Source organism: Stenotrophomonas sp. AB1(2024) (assembly GCF_037482345.1).
Classification (GTDB): domain Bacteria; phylum Pseudomonadota; class Gammaproteobacteria; order Xanthomonadales; family Xanthomonadaceae; genus Stenotrophomonas.
The window spans coordinates 3635335-3654727 of record NZ_JBBHKO020000001.1; the positions used below are offsets into that span (position 1 = coordinate 3635335).

A 19393-nucleotide genomic window follows, 5' to 3' on the forward strand; every position below is an offset into this window, starting at 1 on the left:
CACTGCAACTGGATACCCCTGATGGCCACCAAACCCGCCAATCCCAAGGCACCCGCCGCCAAATCCGCCAAGACCAAGGCCGACGCCGTACCTGCCGTCGCCGCCCCGGTGCTGTCGGATGTGCGCGCCAAGATCGACCACATCGACCGCAGCATCCAGGCGCTGATCGCCGAGCGCGCGCAGTTCGCCCACCAGGTCGGCAAGGCCAAGGGCAAGCTTGCCGCCGCCGTGGATTACTACCGCCCCGAACGCGAGGCCCAGGTGCTGCGCATGGTGGTGGACCGCAATGAAGGCCCGCTCAGCGATGAAGTGCTGGTGCATGTGTTCCGCGAGATCATGTCGGCCTGCCTGGCCCAGCAGGAGCCGCTGAAGATCGGCTATCTCGGCCCGGAAGGCACCTTCAGCCAGCAGGCCGTGCTCAAGCACTTCGGCCGCTCGGCGCTGGGCCTGCCGCTGGCCAGCATCGAAGAAGTGTTCCAGGAAGTGGAAGCGGGCAACGCCGATTTCGGCGTGGTGCCGGTGGAAAACTCGGGGCAGGGCACCATCCAGATCACCCTGGACATGTTCCTCACCTCCAACCTGAAGATCTGTGGTGAGGTCGAGCTGCGCGTGCAGCAGTACCTGATGTCGCGCAGCGGCCGGCTGGAAGATGTCGAACGCGTGTATGGCCACCCGCAATCGTTCATGCAGACCTCCTCGTGGCTGCGCGCGAACCTGCCCAAGGCCGAAAAGATCCCGGTGTCGAGCAATGCCGAAGGCGCGCGCCGCGCCCGCAATGCCGACGATGCCGCCGCCATTGGCGGCGAGAGCGCCGGGCACGTGTACGGCCTGAAGAAGGTCGTCACCAAGCCGATCCAGAACGATGCCGACAACACCACCCGGTTCCTGGTGGTGGGCCGCCAGTTCTTCCCGACCTCCGGCCACGACCGCACCTCGGTGCTGGTGTTCATCCACGACAAGCCGGGTGCGCTGTTCGACGTGCTCAGCCCGTTCGCGCGGCATGGCATCAGCATGAACCGCATCGAATCGCGCCCCTCGCACAACGCCAAGTGGGAATACGGCTTCTTCATCGACCTGGCTGGCCACATCGACGATGCGACCATGCAGGCCGCGTTGGCCGAACTGAAGGCCCATTCGGCGCAGATCAAGGTGCTGGGCTCCTACCCGGTGGCCGTGCCCTGAGACCCCGGCGCCACCGCACTGCGCGCGGCGCCGCTTACCGTCATTCCGCACCATCGCTGCCTTCGCGGGCGGCTTTCTACAGGATTCACCGATGACCGCTTCCGCTTCCTGGACCGCCCGCAAGGGCCAGCCCCTGCAGGGCAGCCTGACCATTCCCGGCGACAAGTCCGTCTCGCACCGTGCGGTGATGTTCGCCGCCCTGGCCGATGGCGTTTCGCACATCGAGGGTTTCCTGGAAGGCGAGGACACCCGCGCCACCGCCGCGATCTTCTCCCAGCTTGGCGTGCGCATCGACACCCCCTCGCCGTCGCAGCGCATCGTCCACGGCGTGGGCGTGGACGGCCTGCAGGCGCCGAGTGGCCCGCTGGATTGCGGCAACGCCGGCACCGGCATGCGCCTGCTGGCCGGCCTGCTCGCCGCGCAGCCGTTCGATTCGGTCATGGTGGGCGATGAATCGCTGTCGCGGCGTCCGATGCGCCGGGTGACCGGCCCGTTGGCGCAGATGGGCGCGAAGATCGACACCGAGGCCGACGGCACCCCGCCGTTGCACGTGCATGGCGGGCAACCGCTGCACGGCATCGACTTTTCTTCGCCGGTGGCCAGTGCACAGGTCAAATCGGCGGTGCTGCTTGCCGGCCTGTATGCGCAGGGCGAAACCGTGGTGACCGAACCGCACCCGACCCGCGACTACAGCGAGCGCATGCTGCGTGCGTTCGGCGTTGAGATTGCGTTCTCACCCGGCAAGGCCCGCCTGCGCGGCGGCCAGCGCCTGCGCGCGACCGACATCGCGGTGCCGGCCGATTTTTCCTCGGCCGCGTTCTTCCTTGTTGCTGCCAGCATCATTCCGGGATCGGTGCTCACCCTGCGCCAGGTAGGCCTCAACCCGCGCCGCACCGGCCTGCTGGCCGCGCTGCGTCTGATGGGAGCTGACATCGGCGAGGAGAATCACGCAGAGCAGGGCGGGGAGGCCGTCGCCGACCTTGTTGTGCGCCATGCGCCGCTGCACGGCGCCGAGATTCCCGAAGCGCTGGTGCCGGACATGATCGACGAGTTCCCGGCGCTGTTCGTTGCGGCGGCGGCGGCCCAGGGCAACACGGTCGTGCGCGGCGCCGCCGAACTGCGGGTCAAGGAATCGGACCGCCTCGCCGCCATGGCTACCGGCCTGCGCAGCCTCGGCGTGCAGGTGGACGAAACCGAAGACGGCGCCACCATCCACGGCGGCCACACATTGGGCGGCGGCACCATCGAAAGCCACGGCGATCACCGTATCGCGATGGCCTTCGCCATCGCCGGCCAGCTCAGCAGCGGCGACGTGCGCATCAACGACATCGCCAACGTTGCCACCTCGTTCCCCAACTTCGACGGCATCGCCCGCAACGCAGGCTTCAACCTCGCCTGACCCGCTCGGGTAAATCCCCGGTAGAGCCACGCCCTGCGTGGCTGCGCACAGGCCCGAAGAAAAAAAGAGCCGACCCACCGGTCGGCTCCTGGCTCCCTCGCCTTTTTCGATCGGGCAGTTACCGTTCCGTACGGAAATCCACCGGCACGCGCACCACACTGGCCACCGCGCGACCGTCATGCCTCGCCGGCTCGAACTTCCAATTGCGTACGGTGCTCAGCACCGCGCGATCCAGGTCGCGGTCACGGCTGCCGGTACGCTGCACGATGCTGGCGTCGGTAACCTGGCCACGCGGGTCCACGTTGAGGCTGGCAATCACGCTGCCTTCCACGCCACTGCGCAGCGCAGTGCGCGGATACACCGGCTTGGCGTTGCTGCCCAGCGGGCGTGCATCGCGGTCGCGGACAGCGGGAGCTGCACGGCGCTGCGTGGTTGCACGCGTGGCTTCACGGTTGGCCGGCGCCGGCGTCGCAGCAACCGGGGTTTCGGTGGCCGGCAGCATGCGCTCGCCGACCGGCGCGCTGGCGCTCTCATCGGGATTGGCGTAGCGCAACCACACCAGCGCAGCAGCGAACATCGCCACAATCAGCGCGATCCACAGCAGCGGGGACGTATGACGGCGGTGGCCCGGTGCATCAGTGATGTCGCGCTGCTGCTGCGGCGACGTAGGGATCTCGTGTGCATGGGTAACACTCATGGCGGACTCCTGGTGTCGAGTTGACGACGCCAGTCTTGCCTGAGGTGGGTTGCAGGTGTGTCACCGATCCGTCAACGCGATGACTGCATTCCCGCCGAGGTTCAGCATGATGAGCCGAACCTTTACGCGGGGCTGACGCCGCCTTCAAACGGAATGCCCACCCACGGTGGGCATCTACCCGCGTTTTTCAAATGTGTGCCCACCAACGGTGGGCGACCTACGGCGTTTGTTTCAAATGTGTACCCACCACGGGTGGGTACCTACCCGCGCAATTTCATTGCGCTTTGAAATCAAACGGGACTTCGATGCTTCCCGGCACCGCAACCCCATTGCTCTGCGCCGGCTGGAACCGCCAACGACGCACGGCGTCGGACGCGGCCCGATCCAGGTCACGCGAGCCACTGCGCTGGATGATGGTGACGTTCATCGGATAACCGGTCGCATCGACATCCACGCGCACCACCACGCTGCCTTCCACGCCATTGCGCAGGGCGGCCGGCGGGTAGGTCGGCGGCGGCGACTGGCCAGCGATCGGCTGCGGGCGGTCGCCGGCAGCCAGGGCCACCGGGGCCGATTCCGGCGCGGCCGCGGCCGGGGCGGCGGGCGCCGGTGGCGGAGTGGTTTCGACCAGCTGCGGCTTCTCTTCCGCCACCGGCAGTGGCTTGGCATCGGGCATGTCGCTGGAGCCGGCTGCAGCGGGCAGGGGCTCGGGCAGGGGTTCTACCTCGGCCACCGCTTGCGGGGTCTGGGCGGGGCCGGCCTTGTAGAAGTCGTTGTTGCGGTTGCCCAGCCACACCGCAAGGAACAGCAGCACGCCCACGCCGAAGGCGATCCCGGCGATCATGAGGCTGCGGCGGGGCAGCTGGAAGGTGATGTTCTTGCCAGACGAGGAACGGGAAGCGGACATGAGCCATACCATGGTGAACTCCCCGATTCTGCCACGCCGGGAATGAACCGGGCGGCAGAAAAGGCGATTACAGGCGATAATCCCCTTCCAGACCCGCAGCTACCGTCCAAACGCCATGCTTGATCCAGCCCTGCTCCGCCAACACCCCGCCGAACTTGCCGAACGCCTGCGCGCCTCGCGCGGTTTCGAGCTGGACGTCTCCGGGCTGGAGTCGCTGGAAGCGGACCGCAAGCGCATCCAGATCCGCACCCAGGAGCTGCAGAGCCTGCGCAACAGCCGCTCCAAGGCCATCGGCCAGGCCAAGGCCAAGGGTGAAGACGTCTCGGCGATCATGGCCGAGGTGGCCGCCTTCGCCGATGAGCTGAAGGCCTCGGAAGTGGCCCTTGACGAGCTTCGCGAAAAGATCGAAACCATCGCGATGGGCATCCCGAACGTACCGGCAGAAGATGTTCCGTACGGCAAGGACGAATCGGAGAACGTCGAACAGAAGCGCTGGGGCACCCCGCGCCGCTTCGACTTCCCGGTGCTGGACCACGTCGAGCTCGGTGCCCGCAACCAGGGCCTGGACGGCGAAGCTGGCGCCAAGCTGTCGGGTTCGCGCTTCACCGTGTTGCGTGGCCCGGTCGCGCGCCTGCACCGCGCGCTCGCGCAGTTCATGCTCGACCTGCACACCGGAGAGCATGGCTACCAGGAAACCAACGTACCGGTTCTGGTCAATCCCGAATCGCTGCGCGGCACCAGCCAGCTGCCGAAGTTCGAAGACGACCTGTTCAAGACGGCCGTCGGCGAATCCACCCGCTACCTGATTCCGACCTCTGAAGTGTCGCTGACCAACATCGTGCGCGATGAGATCGTCGACGCCGAGCGCCTGCCGCTGAGCATGACCGCCCACTCGCTGTGCTTCCGCGCCGAAGCCGGCAGTGGTGGTCGCGACGTGCGCGGCATGATCCGCCAGCACCAGTTCGAGAAGGTCGAGCTGGTCACCGTGTGCGCCCCGGCCGACAGCGAGAGCGAACACCAGCGCATGACCCGCTGCGCCGAAGTGGTGCTGGAAAAGCTGGGCCTGCCGTACCGCAAGGTGCTGCTGTGCACCGGCGACATGGGCTTCTCGGCGGTGAAGACCTACGACCTGGAAGTGTGGTTGCCCTCGCAGGACACCTACCGCGAAATCTCCTCCTGCTCCAACTGCGGCGACTTCCAGGCCCGCCGCATGCAGGCCCGCTGGCGCAACGCCGAAACCGGCAAGCCCGAACTGCTGCACACCCTCAACGGCTCGGGCGTAGCCGTGGGCCGCGCGATGATCGCGGTGATGGAGAACTACCAGAACGCCGACGGCAGCATCACCGTGCCCGATGCGCTCAAGCCCTACATGGGCGGCCTGGACACCATCGCGTAATCAAAGAATCCGCCGAAAGGCGGGTTTTTTGTACGTGTTGCCGGAATCTGCGCAGCCACGCAGGGCGTGGCTCTACCCCCAAGGGGCAACCCACCACCGTAGAGCCACGCCCTGCGTGGCTGCACCAGCAAGGGGCAACCCACCACCGTAGAGCCACGTCCTGCGTGGCTGCACCAGCAAGGGGCAACCCACCACCGTAGAGCCACGCCCTGCGTGGCTGCACCAGAAAAGAAGCGGCCCCGCAGATGCGGGGCCGCCGAGTGGGCCGGAAGGGGGAGGGGAACTCCGGCCCGGGCAGGGCGTCCGACGAGGACTCAACGCCTGCCCTGGAACACTCAGGCTTCGGCCAGCTCTTCGAATTCCGCAGCCGGCAGGCTCGCCAGCGCGGCGGCAATCGCCTCTTCGCGGTGCTTCGGCGAGTAGGCAATACCTTCGGCACGCACGAACTCCACGTTGGTGATGCCCATGAAGGCAAACACCTGGCGCAGGAACGGTTCCTGGAAGTCAGCCGGCGAATCGGTGTAGATACCGCCGCGCGAGCTGGCGATGATCACCCGCTTGCCACCGGCCAGGCCCACCGGGCCGTTCTCGGTGTACTTGAAGGTGCGCCCGGCCACTGCCACGCGGTCAATCCAGGCCTTCAGCGTCGAGGGAATGCTGAAGTTGTACATCGGCGCGCCGATGACAATCACATCCGCCGCCAGGAACTGCTGCATCACCGCTTCGGCATCGGTCGCTTCGGCCGCATCGACCTGGGCCAGCGAACCACTACTCAAATGGGGAATGGGATTACGATCGAAATCGCGGTAGCTTACGTCGAGGTTCTCGACGGTCTCATTAAAGCGCGCGACCACGGCCGCCGACAGCTGGCGGGAGACCGAGTTGTCGCCCAGCACGCTGGCATCAATGTGAAGAAGCTTCATGGCAATCACCTGTATCCGGGGGAGGGGCGGGCAAGGCGCCGCCGACGGAAAACAGGTTAGGTTGTTGCGCCGCTGGGATAAAGGTGGTTGAATACCACGTATTGTTCTATATCTGGAACTTCGGTATGCACGACCTCAACGACCTGTACTACTTTGCCATGGTGGTGGACCACGGCGGCTTTGCCGCGGCCGAACGCGCCCTGGGCATCCCCAAATCCCGCCTGAGCCGCCGCATCAGCCAGCTGGAAACCGACCTGGGCGTGCGCCTGCTGCAACGCTCCACGCGCAGATTTGCCGTCACCGACGTTGGCACCAGCGTGCATCGCCACGCCCAGACAATGTTGGCCGAGGCGCAGGCCGCCCGCGAAGTGGTGGACCGCCTGAGCGCCGAGCCACGGGGCCTGGTCCGTGCCAGCGTGCCGGTCTCCCTGGCGCAGATGCAGTTGCCCAAACTGCTGCCGAAGTTCCTGGCGCAGTACCCCAAAGTGCGCCTGCAGCTGAACATCAGCAACCGCCGCGTCGACATCATCAACGAAGGCTATGACGTCGCGCTGCGCGTGCGCTCGCGGCTGGACGATGACGGCAGCCTGGTGATGCGCAGCTTCGGCCAGGTGCAGGAACTGCTGGTAGCCAGCCCGAAATACCTGGACCGTGCCGGCCGCCCGAAAGATCCGGACGAACTGGCCAACCACGTCACCCTGAGCATCAGTGAAGACGAAGCCCGTCAGCGCTGGGAGCTGCACGGCCCGGAAGGCGCCGTTCGCCGCGTCGACCTGCAGCCGCGTGTGGCCGGCTTCGATTTCCCGTTGCTGCAGAGCATGGTCAAGGACGGCTTCGGCATCACCATGCTGCCCGAAACCGTCTGCGCCGACGCCGTGCGCAGCGGCGAACTGGAAGTGGTGCTGCCCGAATGGTCGCTGCCGCAGGGCATCTGCCACGCCGTGTTCGCCTCGCGCCGCGGCCTGCTGCCGGCGGTGCGGGTATTCATCGACTTCCTGGCCGAGCACCTGCCGCCGCAGCTGGAGGCCTCGCGCCTGGACTGTGGTGGGGCGTGCGAGCGCGCCAAGGAAAAGATCCGGGCCAGCGCCCTGGGTGCGCTGGCGGTGGACGCCGGCTGAGGCCGGCCGGGATGGCATGGACAGTTCCGTAGAGTTGGAAGTTCGCTCCGGAGGCTGCGGAGCCTGAAGGTGCTCTGGTGATGACGTAGTCTGACGACCGGTCTCCGCGCAAATGGTCCGGCACCATCAGGTCGCGGAGCGCTCGTCTAGCCGATCTTTGGATAGGTGACAGCTCCATCCAGATACCGCGGCCGGTCCAGAGAGAATGGATTCCCCATCGATGGACGGCAACAGACCACGTTGGGCGCAAAACTCTTCATGGAATCTCTTTGTCGCTTCGGTCTGCGCGTTGTGATCGTAGACGTAAGTCGTTTCATCGATTTGATCCAAGCGCTGCTCCACGTACGTCACGTCACCACTCGGACTCACCATTGAACTCGTCCTGACCACGAGCCGGTTGCCCAGAGAGTCCATTTCAGTCCGATCCCGGTAGGAGGTAACGTCACTCGCACTCACTGCAAAGGAAGAGGTCAGTAATAGATAGGGTAGAAACTTCATCATCTTGCACCTTGTTGGATTGGAGAGCCGACTTTTCCTGCGCCTCGGATTCAAATCCGTGCCCTACGTCAAGCAATCGATCCATCATCGATTGGTGTTCTCTATCATCCAATCCATTCCATCTGGAATCACTTGCAATCAAAGGCATTTGAGCGACGTAGTCGCACCAACTTAAAGGCGATCCACGGACCCGATTGCCTTGAATTCTTTCCTTGCAGTGTCGCTAACGGCGTGCCCACCATCGCGCGCCCACAACCTGGACACCCTTTACTGTGGCAGGCGGGACCATGCCGACTCGCGTGCGCGATTGAAATGCGCGGCAGCATCTCTGCCGTGTGCGCGCCGCGAATACACGCGAAGCCGCTCCGGGTTCATACTGGTGACCCGATGAGCCCTGCACCGTTAGCTGGGCCCGACGTTAGCGGCCCAAGTGCTGCAGCTTAAAACCACCCTGAGATGCCGTGCGCAGCGGCGAACTGGGAGTCGTGCTGCCGGAATGGTCGCTGCCGCAGGGCATCTGCCACGTCGTGTTTCTCCCCGCCGCGGCCTGCTGCCGGCAGTCCGGGTTCTCAACGACTTCCCGGCCGAGCACCTGCCGCCGCAGCTGGAGGCCTGGCGGCTGGCCTGCGGTTGGGCGTGCGAGCGGGCCAAGGAGAAGATCCAGGTCAGCGGGCTGGGCGCGTTGGCGGTTGACGCCTGAAACGCCGGCGGGGTTGGCGGGGACGGCCTTTGGCAAACCCGGCCGACCATGCGAGAATACGCGCCCGGCCCCGGCCGGCGCGGGACATTCCGGAGAGATGGCCGAGCGGTTTAAGGCACCGGTCTTGAAAACCGGCGAAGGGTCAAACCTTCCGTGGGTTCGAATCCCACTCTCTCCGCCAGATACGCAAAGCGCCCCTTTCGGGGCGTTTTGCGTATCTGGCGGAGATGCTACGTGGTGGCGCGGCAGTTTTCGGACGCGTGGCGACGCGTTTCAAGGTCGGGCGCATCGTATTCACTGCGGCGCGGAGCGAATCCGGACAGCCGAATGGCTGGCCCCGGAGCAGCGCGGAGGGGTTGGGCGCGTGGATGCGCCCAACAATCCCGGGCCGCCGACCCACTCTCAGAAAGAGAACGCCCCTTCCGGGGCGTTGCACGGGTTCTGCAAACAGTCTGATTGTAAGCGCTCATGACCCGGGCTACAGTCAGCTACACGCAGATTATCCAGGGGAAGGAAATGGCGCCAGTTCCAAAGAAGGTCGCTGAGCGGTTGGTTGCAGGGATCAAGCGATATCAGCCTGTACTCGCTGCGGCAAAGGCTCGCGATGTCGGCGAAGCCGATACCGTTACGATCATCAAAGACATGCTTGCTGATGTATTCGGGTACGACAAGTACTCAGATGTCACGTCTGAGCATGCTATTCGAGGAACCTATTGCGATCTTGCCATCAAGGCGGAGGGACAGCTTCAGACACTGATCGAAGTCAAGGCCATCGGGCTCGACCTCAAGGATCAGCACGTGAAGCAGGCGATTGACTACGCGGCAAATCAAGGCGTCGATTGGGTGTTGCTCACCAATGGCATCGTCTGGCGTGTCTATCACCTTATTTTCGCCAAGCCGATAGATCAGGAACTGGTTCTGGAAATCGATTTCTGCGCGCTGAGCCCTCGTTCCGAAGGGGATGTAGACTTGCTTTTCCTTTGGTGCAAGGAGGGCTGGCAGCGTTCTGTGCTGGGCGAATATCACATTCAGCGACAGGCGTTGTCGCGCTTCTTTGTAGGGGCGATGCTCCAGACTCAACCTGTGCTGGACGTCATACGAAGGGAGCTTCGCAGGGTATCCCCGGATGTGCGGATCGATGCGGATCAGATCAGGGAAGTTCTGGTTAACGAGGTTATGAAGCGAGAGGTGATGGAGGGTGAGAAGGCGGATGAGGCACGCAAGAAGATTGTGCGCGCCGCCAAGAATTCGCTTCGTTCAAATGTCGGAAAGCAGGAGAAGCCCGCTGCCCAACAGGTGGCAAGTGGGACACTCTCCGACGCATAGCAGGCATACGCCTGTGCTCGGTAGCGCTGGCCGCTGGCCGGTCAGCCGTGACCAAGCGTCAGCTTGGTTGCATCAAGGTGAACTAGCGGCGATGAGTTGGAATTCGAGTGCTGTTGGAAAGTAAATTCTCAGGAAGAACACTACCAGGGGGAAGGAATGAACGTCAGAACAATTCGGGCGACGATTTTTGCGTTCACCGCGCTGGCGTTAACGGCATGCGCGTCGTCTTCGGTTTTGGTTGGTAACGCCCGGCCGCCAATTCCGGAAGAACAGGTCAAAGTGTATTTGGAGCCTCCTGCAGGCTATGAAACTGTGGCACTGCTCGAAGCGTCCGATTTGGGGGCAAACGGATTTTCCGCACAAAGTCGTATAAATAAAGTCATGAATCGCCTGAAAGCCGAAGCCGCCGAGCTGGGCGCAAATGGAATCCTGCTACAGGGAATAGGTACTCAATACACCGGTTCCGTTAACAGCGGCTATGCCACAGCGAATACTTATGGAAACTCGGCCTACGGAACCGGCGTTGGGTACTCCGCCGCCCAGTTCAGCAAGGTGGGACGAGCTGTTGCCATCTACGTGCCCGCCAATTCGACCGCCACACCAAAAGATCCTGCTTCAGAGCCTCAGTCTCCCGCGCCGGCCAGTCTTCCGGCAGCAAGAGAGCCGACTTCTGCCCCCGCGCTCAACCCGCCTCCTGCTACCCCGGCTAACAAATCCAGATGGCGCAGCTGGGGGCAAGACGGCGGGTAAGAGCCTCGACCCGATACTGCCCCGGGAGGGTCGCTGCCGCAAGACATCTGCCACGCCGTGTTTGCCTCCCACCGCGGCCTGCTGCCGGCAGTGCGGGTGTTCATCGACTTCCTTGCCGAACACCTGCTGCCGCAGTTGGAGTCCTCGCGCCTGGACTGCGGTGGGGTGTGCGACCGGGCCCGCGTCCACTAGCCACTCAGGCGGGTAGTTGGATAAGCTGTCTCGGCAGTCATGGACAGGGGAAAACTGTGAAGCACCTTATCGTCAGCATCATCGCGTTCTTTGCAGTAGCCACCGGGGCAGCCAACGCCGCAACGCCTGCGCAGCTTGCCGAAGTTCAAAAGCCGGTTGAACAAGTCTTTGAAGTGCCCGGCTACAACAAGGCGCAGATTTACGACGCGGCAAAGGTCTGGATCGCCGAGAACTTCCGTTCAGCGAAAGCAGTCATGGAGTACGAAAACAAGGATGAGGGGACGCTGATTGGTAACGGACTGATAGCGTATCCCTGCAAAGGCGCATTCGAATGCATGGGCAAACCCGATTGGAAAGTCCGGTTCACGCTTCGCATCGATACCAAAGATGACAAATTCAGGCTCACATTTTCAAACATCAACCTGACATGGCCTGCTGCATATGGTAGCGGCATCGCCACCCCGGCGCATGATGGCCCAATCCATAGCAAGAAGGATCGCGAAAAAATCAGCGCAGCCCTGCTCTTGTTCGGCCCGGGAATTCAAGCGGCTCTAGGCAAGGCCAAAGCGGACGACAACTGGTAAGACGGGGTAAGGCTACCTGCCTGGAAGAAACGCGTGTCGTCTCTGTATCCGTAGGCGACGCGCCTGCGTAATGGTCCACTGATTTCCTGCTCAAGTGTTACTTTCCCTGAAGCAAACACCGAGCGCCCGGTCGACGACGCGTGGAATGCAGGAATAACGCTGGGTGAGGCCATGCGGCAACGGGTGGACCGGTGCTTGGCGCAGAGCAAGTAAAGCGTCGGTCCTGTAGGAGGAGCTCCACGCCCGCGTCGACCGATTGTTCGCCAATGCCCCAGCTGAGACAATGTTCTCTGTTCTCAGGAAGGAGTCTGCCACCATGGAAGGATATCTGCCGCTAGCGATTCTCGTGATCGGTTCGATCGTGTTCTTTGTTCATCGGTCCAACAGAGACAGGCAAGTTCTTCAAGTTGTCGCCGGTGCTCTCTTCGCCCAAGCGGATCTGCTGGCTGCGCGGGGAGACCAGCGGAAATCCGAGGATCTTCGAGAGCAATGGCATGCACTGATTCGCGCGCAAGCGTCTTTAGGTGCCAAGCCAAGGTTCGCTCTTGAGGACATCGAACAGCGAGCCCTTCAGCGGCTGGCCAGCCCGTTTGATCTTGAAAAGCTGATGATGGGCTATGGCTCTCATTTGGAGGCCTACGATTCCCTCAGTCGGCTGGCAGGGAAGACGGAGAAAATCCGCCATGCACGATAGAAGACTGACGACGGGCGCCCATGTGCGTGACGCAGGGCGTGGCTCTACCGCAGCGCGGTCGCCGCCGCCGTCTGCTGCGGCTTGAACTGGCATCGCGGGTAGCTCGAACATGATGCGAACTCGCCGTACGGCCCGGAGCGCTGCACGATCACCCCGCGATCGCAGACCGGGCAGGCTTGTTCGCGGACCGGCTCACCGCTCATCGCGGTGATCTCCACCGCGCCGTCTTGCACCAGTTCATCGAGGAACGCCGAGCGCTTGCCCTGCACCGTGAACATCACCACCGAGCGCCGTGCCCGGGTCAACGCCACGTAGAACAGGCGGCGCTCCTCGCTCAACGGATAGGCATCAGCATGCGGCATCGCCAACCCCAGCACCGGATCATCGGCGCGCGCGCTGGGGAAGCTGCGCTCCAGCATCGCCGGCAGGATCACGATATCGGCCTCGGCGCCTTTGACGCGGTGCGCGGTGAGGAAGCTGAGCTCAAGGTGCGCACCGAAGCGTGCCGCCCAATGTGCGGGCAGGTAGGAACGCTCGGCGTTGTAGCGGCCCAGGACGAACACCGTCAACCGCCCATCGCGTCCGGGCGCGAGGGTGCCGCTCTGCAGCTGTTGCTGCAACCGCTGCAGGTACTGGTAGATCGCATCCTGCAGCCTGTCGCGCGAGGCGACCTGGAACGCCTGCAGCACTGCGCCCTGCGCCGGCGTGGACGAGCGCACCTGCTTGGTGATCTGTGCCGGGTTCCTGGAAACAAAGCGGCTGGACGCATCGCACAGCGCCTGCGGGCAGCGGAAGGTCTGCGTGAGCTGCAGCACCTGCGACGGCCCGAAGGTGTCGCTGAAGCTGGTCATCACGCTCACATCCGCACCGGCGAAGCGGTTGATCGATTGCCAGTCGTCGCCCACCGCGAACAGGTGCCGGCCCGGCGCCTGCACCAGTGCCCGGCACAGCCGCGCGCGGGCGCGCGAGGCGTCCTGGAACTCATCGGCCATCACCAGCAGGTAGGGCGCCTGGTAACGGCCCTGTTCCAGGTACGCTGCGGCCTGGTTGAGCATGTCCTCGAAATCGATGGCGTTCTCGGCCGAAAGTGCGTCGTCCCACGCATGCAGGATGGGCGTGGCCAGTTCCAGGAACAGCCGATAGCGGTGCTTGAAACGGTCTTCGGGCAACTGGCGCAGGCGCTCGGCCAGGTCCGCCATGGAAAGCCCGTTGCTCTTGGCGTGGCTGATGAACGTGCGCAGCAGGCCGATCAGCTCACTGTCCGGCATGGGCTTGGCGCCGTCGTCGGGCAGTTCACGATCCGGGTTGGGGTCAAGCTCCAGGCCGTGCGCGGTCAGCGCTTCGGTCAGCGCCTCGAACAATCCGCCGCTGCGCAACTGCGCGGCCGTGGTTTCCAGTCGCACCGCATCGTTGCCGCGTGCATGCGCGCCCGGAGCGCCTTCCAACCGGTGCACGTGGTAAAGCGTCGTGCCCGCATAGAAGAAATCGGCGCGGCCCGGCTGCCAGGTATCGGTGGCGGTATCCAGTACCGGGTGCGGTTCGTAGGTGTAATCCACACCGTTGTAGAACAGCCAGTCGGCGATCACGCATTCTTCGATGTTGCCCACGCGTTCGCCGCGCAGCGTGCGCACATAGCGGTTGCCGTCGCCATCCCAGCCGTCGGCCGGCGCGGTTTCACCCTGCGGTGGCAGGTCGCGCGCGAACACCAGCCGGAACATGTCCCACTGCGTGCGGAAATGCAGCGAGCGGTCCTTGAGCCGGTCGATGATGTCGGCCAGGTGGCTGAACCCCTGCGTGGCATCTACGGCCCATGACGGCACCTCGGGCAGGCGCCCGGTCACCTTGCCGATGATCTGCCGGCCCAGCGCATGGAAGGTGCAGGCCGTGACCTCGGCGCCATGCAGCCCCAGCCGCTGGAAGGCGGCAGCGGTGCGCTGCTGCAGTTCGCTGGCCGCTTCCTTGTTGAAGGCCAGCATCACGATCTGGTCCGGTGCCATCAGCCCTCGCTCGACGGCGTAGGCGGCCTTGGCCACCATGGTCGAGGTCTTGCCCGACCCGGCGGCAGCCACCAGCAGTACGCGGCTGTCGAAGCACAACACCGCGCGCACCTGTTCCCCGCTCAGGGGCCGGCGCTCGACGCGCGCCAGCAGGTCGGAAGCCTGCTCGCGCTCGACCTGCAGGTGCGCCTCATTGTGTGACGCCCAGCGTGCCGTCCAGTTCTCGGACCAGCGCAGCAGATCGTCCTCGATCTGCGCAGCACTCCCGGTCAGCTGTGGGCGCAACGTGGGGTCGTCAAATACGGCCCACAGCCCCTCGTCATCCAGCGGCAGGCTGGGGCGGCGTTGCAGCAGCGTCTGCTGCTGTTCCAGGGTAATCCAGCGAGCAGCACCTTCGAGCACCGCGTCAGCCTGGTCCAGCCACCCGCGCAGTCGTTCCAGCGCGTCGTTCGCATCGGCGAGCCGTTGATCCTGCTGGTGGGCGTGCGCACTGGCCGACCACAGCGCCTGCAGCCCGGCCGCCTGCGCATTGGCAAGCCCGCCGAGCGCAAGGTCGCCATCTTCGGTGGCGAAAAACAGCGTGCTCCAGACCGGCCCGCGCTGCACGCGCCATGCCTGCGACGCCGCGACTGCGAGCGAATATGGCTGCGCGTCGACGGTCAGCTCGAAACGGTCATCAATCCGGCGCAGCCGCCAGTCGGGCGAGCGCGAGAGGCGTCGGCCCCATGGGGAAGGGGACCAGTCGTGCGTCATCGGTGCATCAGCGAAGGAGTGGGCCGGCCATGATAGAAAAATCCAGAGGAAAAAACCCCGCCGGGGCGGGGTTTTTCAGCAGCGCGCCACCTTGCGGGTCAGCGTTCGCAGGCAACCGCCTCATTCGCACGCGACTGACGCTCCACCAGCACCGCAACGCCCCACAGCAGCAGGCCGCCCAGTGCGGTAGCCGCGCCGACATAACCGGTCACCGCCGGGCTGAAGCCTGCGCCGATGGCCATGCCGCCGAACCACGGGCCCAGTGCGTTGGCGGTATTGAACGCTGCGTGGTTGGAGGCCGCCGCCAGCGTCTGCGCTTCGCCGGCCACGTCCATCAGGCGGGTCTGCAGCACGGCGGCCAGTGCGCCCATGGTGCCCACGGCGATGATCATCGGGAAGATCGTCCATACCGAGTTGGCCGCCAGCGGGTAGGCCAGCAGCACCACGATCGACCACAGCAGCACCACGGCCGCCGCACGGAACTGGAAGCGGTCCACCAGCCAGCCGCCGGCCACGTTGCCGATGATCGCGCCGACACCGAAGATGCCTACGGCCACCGGCATCCACGATTCGGCCAGGCCGGTTACCTGCACCAGTGTCGGTGCCAGGTAGGTGAACACACAGAACATGCCGGCGAAGCCGACCGAACCGATCGCCAGCGCCAACCACACCTGCGGGCGGTTGAATGCGCGCAGCTCGCGCATCGGCGAGGTGCGCACTTCATCCGGATCGGGCAGCAGGAAGCGCGCGATCATCGCCACCGTGGCAATGGCCAGCACACTGACCAGTGCGAACGCGGTGCGCCAGCTCAACTGCTGGCCCAGCCAGGTGGTGAGTGGGTTGCCGACCAGAATCGCAATCGACAGGCCGAGCAGTACCTTCGACACCGCCGCACCCCGTTGTGCCGGCGGGCTGATCGCCGCGGCCACCAGCATCGCCACGCCGAAGTAGGCGCCGTGCGGCAGGCCGGCCACGAAGCGCGCGACCAGCATGGTGGCGTAATCCGGGGCCAATGCGCTGGCCAGGTTGCCCACGGCATAGAAGCCCATCAGGCCGAGCAGCAACGTGCGGCGTGCATAACCGGCGCCCGCGAAGGCCAACAGTGGCGCGCCAACCACCACGCCGACGGCGTAGGCGCTGATCAGGTGGCCCACCTGGGTTTCACTGATCGACAGCCCGCGGCTGATTTCCAGCATCAGGCCCATGCTGGCGAATTCGCTGGTGCCGATGGCAAAGCCGCCCAGCGACAACGCCAGGATGATCAGCGCCCGCTGGCGTGAAGACAGCCGCGCGGCCAGGGGAAGGGATGTGGGGCTCATGGGTCCAGAAAAGCGGAGAACGTGGTCGGCCATTGTACTGCTGCGGCGCAACATGCGCCTGAAACAGGCGCATTCGCCACTGGAAAGCTGTGGGTCGATCCAAGGCACGCATATATATCTGGCCTGCGGCGGAGCGCCGTCGCACTTTCTTCACATGATCTTCACGGTGCGCAAGCCCGGTGCGTGCACGCTGAAGCCATATCACTGCGAGCGCCGTGCGGATGCGGCTGACCCCCAACTTCACACTTGAAGAAATGAGCGCCACCGCGACGGGTTTGCCGAACGTGCCCAATCGCACCGAACGCGCCGCGCTGCTTGCCTTGGCAGAGCACGTGCTGCAGCCATTGCGCGATGCCCTGGGTAAACCGGTGTACATCAGCTCCGCGTTCCGCTCGGCCGCGGTGAATCGCGCAGTGGGTGGTGTGCCCTCCAGCCAACATCGCAAGGGACAGGCGGCCGACATCCGCGTTGAAGGCATGAGCTCGATGGCGCTGGCGCAGCGCATTGCCGCGCTGGGCTTGCCGTTCGATCAGCTCATCGAAGAATTCGGGCAATGGGTGCACGTGTCTTATGGGCCTCAGCATCGACGACAACAGCTGACGGCCGTGCGGCGCGATGGGCGCACGCGCTATGTGCAGGGTCTGCCATGACGTGATGGACGCGATCTCGTTCCATTGTCCCACTACACGCACCATTCACGCGGTACATGTGTCTACACAGTTGTATTGTAAGTAATTTCTGATTGGCAGCGATGTAAACGTGCATTAGGATGCGCGCATTGGCATCGAGCCGAGGGAGCATGCGCGATGGTGGAATTCCCTCACGCATTGCGGGTCGATGGCAGGTTTCAGCTGGTGGCGCTGACATATTCGCCGGTCTACAGTCCGGCCGATGTGTTTGGCTTCGCCGTTTTAACTTCCGACGGCGCGCGGCTGACCGATGTGGTGTCGCTCGATCAGGCGCACTTGCACTGGTCGCAGTTGTGCGAAGAAGCGAAAGAAACGCGCACGGTGCCACGCAGGCGCCGGCGTCAGTCGTAGCGCCTTGGGGCGCGTCATGGAGGATTGGGTTTGTCCACGCAGAAGATCGTTGTCACCGCTGTCGTCATCCTCTTGACCGCACTTGTTGGCTACTGCCTTGCCGGCTACCTCACGCTGTTGTTCCTTGGCCTGGATACCGGGCTGTTCAAGTGGAACACCTATTACCAATACGTCCAGGCGATGGACCAGCCGGCGGTTGCCCCGTACCTGACCAGAATAAAAGCCGCGGGCGTGGTGGGTTTCGGCCTGCCGATCGTGGTCTGCCTGGTCGCGCTGTTCTTCGTGCTGAAGCCGAAGAAAAAATCCCTGCATGGCGATGCGCGCTTCGCCGCTGCCGCAGACCTGGCCAAACACGGTCTGTTCAAGAAGTCCGACAACGGCATCGTGGTCGGCAGCTTCGGCGGAAAGCTGGTGCGCCTGAGCGGACAGCAGTTCGTGATCCTGGCTGCACCCACGCGTTCCGGCAAGGGCGTGGGCGTGGTCATTCCCAACCTGCTCGAATACGGCGAGTCGGTGGTGGTGCTGGACATCAAGCAGGAGAACTTCGACCTCACCAGCGGCTGGCGCGCCAGCCAGGGCCATGAGGTGTTCCTGTTCAATCCCTTCGCCGAAGACCGCCGCACCCATCGCTGGAATCCGCTCAGCTACGTCTCCGACGACCAGGCATTCCGCGTGTCGGAACTGATGAGCATCGCCGCGATGCTGTATCCGGATGGCTCGGACGAGCAGAAATTCTGGATCAGCCAGGCGCGGAATGCGTTCATGGCCTTCACCCTGTACCTGTTCGAGAACTGGGACGACGAGCGCCGCCAGGGCTTCCCCGGCGGGCAGGGAACGCCGACGCTGGGCGCGGTGTTCCGCCTGTCCACCGGCGATGGCAGCGACCTGAAGAAGTACCTCAAGGCGCTGTCCGAGCAGAAGTTCCTGAGCGGCAACGCGCGCTCGGCGTTCGCCAACCTGCTGTCGCAGGCCGACGAGACCTTCGCTTCGATCATGGGCACCTTCAAGGAGCCGTTGAACGCCTGGATCAACCCGGTGCTGGACAAGGCCACCAGCGCCAACGACTTCCTGCTGACGGACCTGCGCAAAAAGAAGATGACCATCTACATCGGCATCCAGCCCAACAAGCTGGCCGAAAGCCGATTGATCATCAACCTGTTCTTCAGCCAGATCATCAACCTCAACACCAAGGAACTGCCCAAGTCCAACCCGGACCTGAAGTACCAGTGCCTGTTGTTGATGGACGAATTCACCGCGATCGGCAAAGTGGACATCATTGCCTCGGCGGTGTCCTACATGGCCGGTTACAACGTACGGCTGCTGCCCATCATCCAGAGCATGGCCCAGCTGGACGCCACCTACGGCAAGGACGTTTCACGCACCATCATCACCAACCACGCGCTGCAGATCCTCTACGCGCCGCGTGAGCAGCAGGACGCGAACGATTATTCGGAGATGCTCGGTTACACCACCGTGCGCAGGAAGAACGTTACCCACGCCCGTGAGAAGACCCACAGCTTCACTGAAGAGCGGCGCGCGCTGATGCTGCCGCAGGAGCTCAAGGCAATGGGCAACGACCACGAAGTGTTCCTGTACGAGGGCATTCCGCACCCGGTCAAATGCGAAAAGATCAAGTACTACCAGGATCGTTATTTCACCTCGCGTCTGTTGCCGAAGACGTCGGTGCCGATGCTGGATCTATAGGCGTTTCATGTGAAGGCGTGTGACGTTCGTCAAGAAATCAACGGTTGAAGGCAAAAAAATTGTCGCCTTTGACGTTAAATTGACGCGAATGTGTGGCATCGTATTTGTGATGGACGTTCTGTGCGTCATGAATTTGTCGTTGAGACCAGTGCTGGAAGACATGCACTGAAGTAGTCAAGAGGAACATGGATGGCTTTTCTCGGGTTGGGGTGTG

General features: G+C 63.8%; 16 protein-coding genes, 1 tRNA gene and 2 pseudogenes. 14 read left to right on the forward strand and 5 right to left on the reverse strand.

Annotation, left to right across the window (positions count from 1 at the left end; genetic code table 11):
- Positions 1-21 precede the first annotated feature (21 nt).
- The gene (gene pheA, locus WIX41_RS16290; protein WP_339449259.1) at positions 22-1182 is read left to right on the forward strand and encodes a prephenate dehydratase; all 1161 of its coding nucleotides are present in this window, start codon (positions 22-24) and stop codon (positions 1180-1182) included.
- A gap of 91 nt (positions 1183-1273) precedes the next feature.
- On the forward strand, positions 1274-2581 hold the full coding sequence (gene aroA, locus WIX41_RS16295; protein WP_339449261.1) for a 3-phosphoshikimate 1-carboxyvinyltransferase: 1308 nt from the start codon (positions 1274-1276) through the stop codon (positions 2579-2581).
- Between the two features lie 118 nt (positions 2582-2699).
- Here aroA and WIX41_RS16300 read toward each other — a convergent pair whose 3' ends face one another.
- Complete coding sequence (locus WIX41_RS16300) at positions 2700-3278, reverse strand: energy transducer TonB (protein WP_339449263.1); 579 nt, start codon at positions 3276-3278, stop codon at positions 2700-2702.
- 274 nt (positions 3279-3552) lie between these two features.
- Positions 3553-4185 (reverse strand): energy transducer TonB, encoded by a 633-nt coding sequence (locus tag WIX41_RS16305; RefSeq protein WP_339449265.1) that lies wholly within the window; start codon positions 4183-4185, stop codon positions 3553-3555.
- A gap of 115 nt (positions 4186-4300) precedes the next feature.
- On the opposite strand from WIX41_RS16305, the gene serS reads away from it, so the two are divergent.
- Entirely contained in the window at positions 4301-5581 is a 1281-nt protein-coding gene (gene serS, locus WIX41_RS16310; RefSeq protein ID WP_339449267.1) for a serine--tRNA ligase, read from the forward strand.
- A gap of 335 nt (positions 5582-5916) precedes the next feature.
- Here the strand turns inward: serS and WIX41_RS16315 are convergent, their stop codons facing one another.
- Positions 5917-6504 (reverse strand): FMN-dependent NADH-azoreductase, encoded by a 588-nt coding sequence (locus WIX41_RS16315; RefSeq protein ID WP_339449269.1) that lies wholly within the window; start codon positions 6502-6504, stop codon positions 5917-5919.
- 125 nt (positions 6505-6629) lie between these two features.
- Here WIX41_RS16315 and WIX41_RS16320 point away from each other — a divergent pair, with 125 nt between their 5' ends.
- From WIX41_RS16320 to WIX41_RS16355, 8 genes and pseudogenes are all read left to right on the forward strand, one after another.
- Positions 6630-7622: a LysR family transcriptional regulator gene (locus WIX41_RS16320; RefSeq protein ID WP_068854691.1), complete on the forward strand. Its 993-nt coding sequence runs from the start codon at positions 6630-6632 to the stop codon at positions 7620-7622.
- Between the two features lie 953 nt (positions 7623-8575).
- A pseudogene (locus WIX41_RS16325) lies at positions 8576-8820 on the forward strand (LysR family transcriptional regulator); the annotation flags it as partial.
- A 91-nt stretch (positions 8821-8911) separates the two neighbouring features.
- Positions 8912-9001 (forward strand) — tRNA-Ser (locus WIX41_RS16330).
- Between the two features lie 287 nt (positions 9002-9288).
- On the forward strand, positions 9289-10146 hold the full coding sequence (locus WIX41_RS16335; RefSeq protein WP_339449277.1) for a type I restriction enzyme HsdR N-terminal domain-containing protein: 858 nt from the start codon (positions 9289-9291) through the stop codon (positions 10144-10146).
- A 156-nt stretch (positions 10147-10302) separates the two neighbouring features.
- Positions 10303-10896, forward strand: a complete 594-nt coding sequence (locus tag WIX41_RS16340) for a hypothetical protein (protein WP_339449279.1) — start codon at positions 10303-10305, stop codon at positions 10894-10896.
- A 21-nt stretch (positions 10897-10917) separates the two neighbouring features.
- Positions 10918-11067 (forward strand): annotated as a pseudogene (locus WIX41_RS16345) (LysR family transcriptional regulator); the annotation flags it as partial.
- A gap of 77 nt (positions 11068-11144) precedes the next feature.
- Positions 11145-11672 carry a DUF4468 domain-containing protein gene (locus WIX41_RS16350; protein WP_339449283.1) on the forward strand — a complete coding sequence of 176 codons (528 nt, stop codon included), beginning with the start codon at positions 11145-11147 and terminating at the stop codon, positions 11670-11672.
- 316 nt (positions 11673-11988) lie between these two features.
- Complete coding sequence (locus WIX41_RS16355) at positions 11989-12366, forward strand: hypothetical protein (protein ID WP_339449285.1); 378 nt, start codon at positions 11989-11991, stop codon at positions 12364-12366.
- 44 nt (positions 12367-12410) lie between these two features.
- Here WIX41_RS16355 and WIX41_RS16360 read toward each other — a convergent pair whose 3' ends face one another.
- Positions 12411-15116, reverse strand: a complete 2706-nt coding sequence (locus WIX41_RS16360; RefSeq protein ID WP_339449287.1) for a UvrD-helicase domain-containing protein — start codon at positions 15114-15116, stop codon at positions 12411-12413.
- A gap of 98 nt (positions 15117-15214) precedes the next feature.
- A complete protein-coding gene (locus tag WIX41_RS16365; protein ID WP_339449289.1) occupies positions 15215-16435 on the reverse strand; it encodes an MFS transporter in 1221 nt (406 codons plus the stop codon).
- A 221-nt stretch (positions 16436-16656) separates the two neighbouring features.
- On the opposite strand from WIX41_RS16365, the gene WIX41_RS16370 reads away from it, so the two are divergent.
- The 3 genes from WIX41_RS16370 to WIX41_RS16380 all read left to right on the forward strand — a co-directional run bounded on the left by WIX41_RS16370 (position 16657) and on the right by WIX41_RS16380 (position 19179).
- Positions 16657-17085, forward strand: a complete 429-nt coding sequence (locus tag WIX41_RS16370) for a D-Ala-D-Ala carboxypeptidase family metallohydrolase (protein ID WP_339449291.1) — start codon at positions 16657-16659, stop codon at positions 17083-17085.
- 156 nt (positions 17086-17241) lie between these two features.
- Positions 17242-17475, forward strand: a complete 234-nt coding sequence (locus tag WIX41_RS16375) for a hypothetical protein (RefSeq protein ID WP_339449293.1) — start codon at positions 17242-17244, stop codon at positions 17473-17475.
- A gap of 30 nt (positions 17476-17505) precedes the next feature.
- Positions 17506-19179: a type IV secretory system conjugative DNA transfer family protein gene (locus WIX41_RS16380; protein WP_339449295.1), complete on the forward strand. Its 1674-nt coding sequence runs from the start codon at positions 17506-17508 to the stop codon at positions 19177-19179.
- Positions 19180-19393: the final 214 nt, after the last annotated feature.

Excerpts from the sequence above, each read along its gene's own strand:
- pheA (WP_339449259.1), top strand. The coding sequence starts at position 22 with ATGGCCACCAAACCCGCCAATCCCAAGGCACCCGCCGCCAAATCCGCC.
- aroA (WP_339449261.1), top strand. The coding sequence starts at position 1,274 with ATGACCGCTTCCGCTTCCTGGACCGCCCGCAAGGGCCAGCCCCTGCAG.
- WIX41_RS16300 (WP_339449263.1), bottom strand. The coding sequence starts at position 3,278 with ATGAGTGTTACCCATGCACACGAGATCCCTACGTCGCCGCAGCAGCAG.
- WIX41_RS16305 (WP_339449265.1), bottom strand. The coding sequence starts at position 4,185 with ATGTCCGCTTCCCGTTCCTCGTCTGGCAAGAACATCACCTTCCAGCTG.
- serS (WP_339449267.1), top strand. The coding sequence starts at position 4,301 with ATGCTTGATCCAGCCCTGCTCCGCCAACACCCCGCCGAACTTGCCGAA.
- WIX41_RS16315 (WP_339449269.1), bottom strand. The coding sequence starts at position 6,504 with ATGAAGCTTCTTCACATTGATGCCAGCGTGCTGGGCGACAACTCGGTC.
- WIX41_RS16320 (WP_068854691.1), top strand. The coding sequence starts at position 6,630 with ATGCACGACCTCAACGACCTGTACTACTTTGCCATGGTGGTGGACCAC.
- WIX41_RS16335 (WP_339449277.1), top strand. The coding sequence starts at position 9,289 with ATGACCCGGGCTACAGTCAGCTACACGCAGATTATCCAGGGGAAGGAA.
- WIX41_RS16340 (WP_339449279.1), top strand. The coding sequence starts at position 10,303 with ATGAACGTCAGAACAATTCGGGCGACGATTTTTGCGTTCACCGCGCTG.
- WIX41_RS16355 (WP_339449285.1), top strand. The coding sequence starts at position 11,989 with ATGGAAGGATATCTGCCGCTAGCGATTCTCGTGATCGGTTCGATCGTG.
- WIX41_RS16360 (WP_339449287.1), bottom strand. The coding sequence starts at position 15,116 with ATGACGCACGACTGGTCCCCTTCCCCATGGGGCCGACGCCTCTCGCGC.
- WIX41_RS16365 (WP_339449289.1), bottom strand. The coding sequence starts at position 16,435 with ATGAGCCCCACATCCCTTCCCCTGGCCGCGCGGCTGTCTTCACGCCAG.
- WIX41_RS16370 (WP_339449291.1), top strand. The coding sequence starts at position 16,657 with ATGCGGCTGACCCCCAACTTCACACTTGAAGAAATGAGCGCCACCGCG.
- WIX41_RS16375 (WP_339449293.1), top strand. The coding sequence starts at position 17,242 with ATGGTGGAATTCCCTCACGCATTGCGGGTCGATGGCAGGTTTCAGCTG.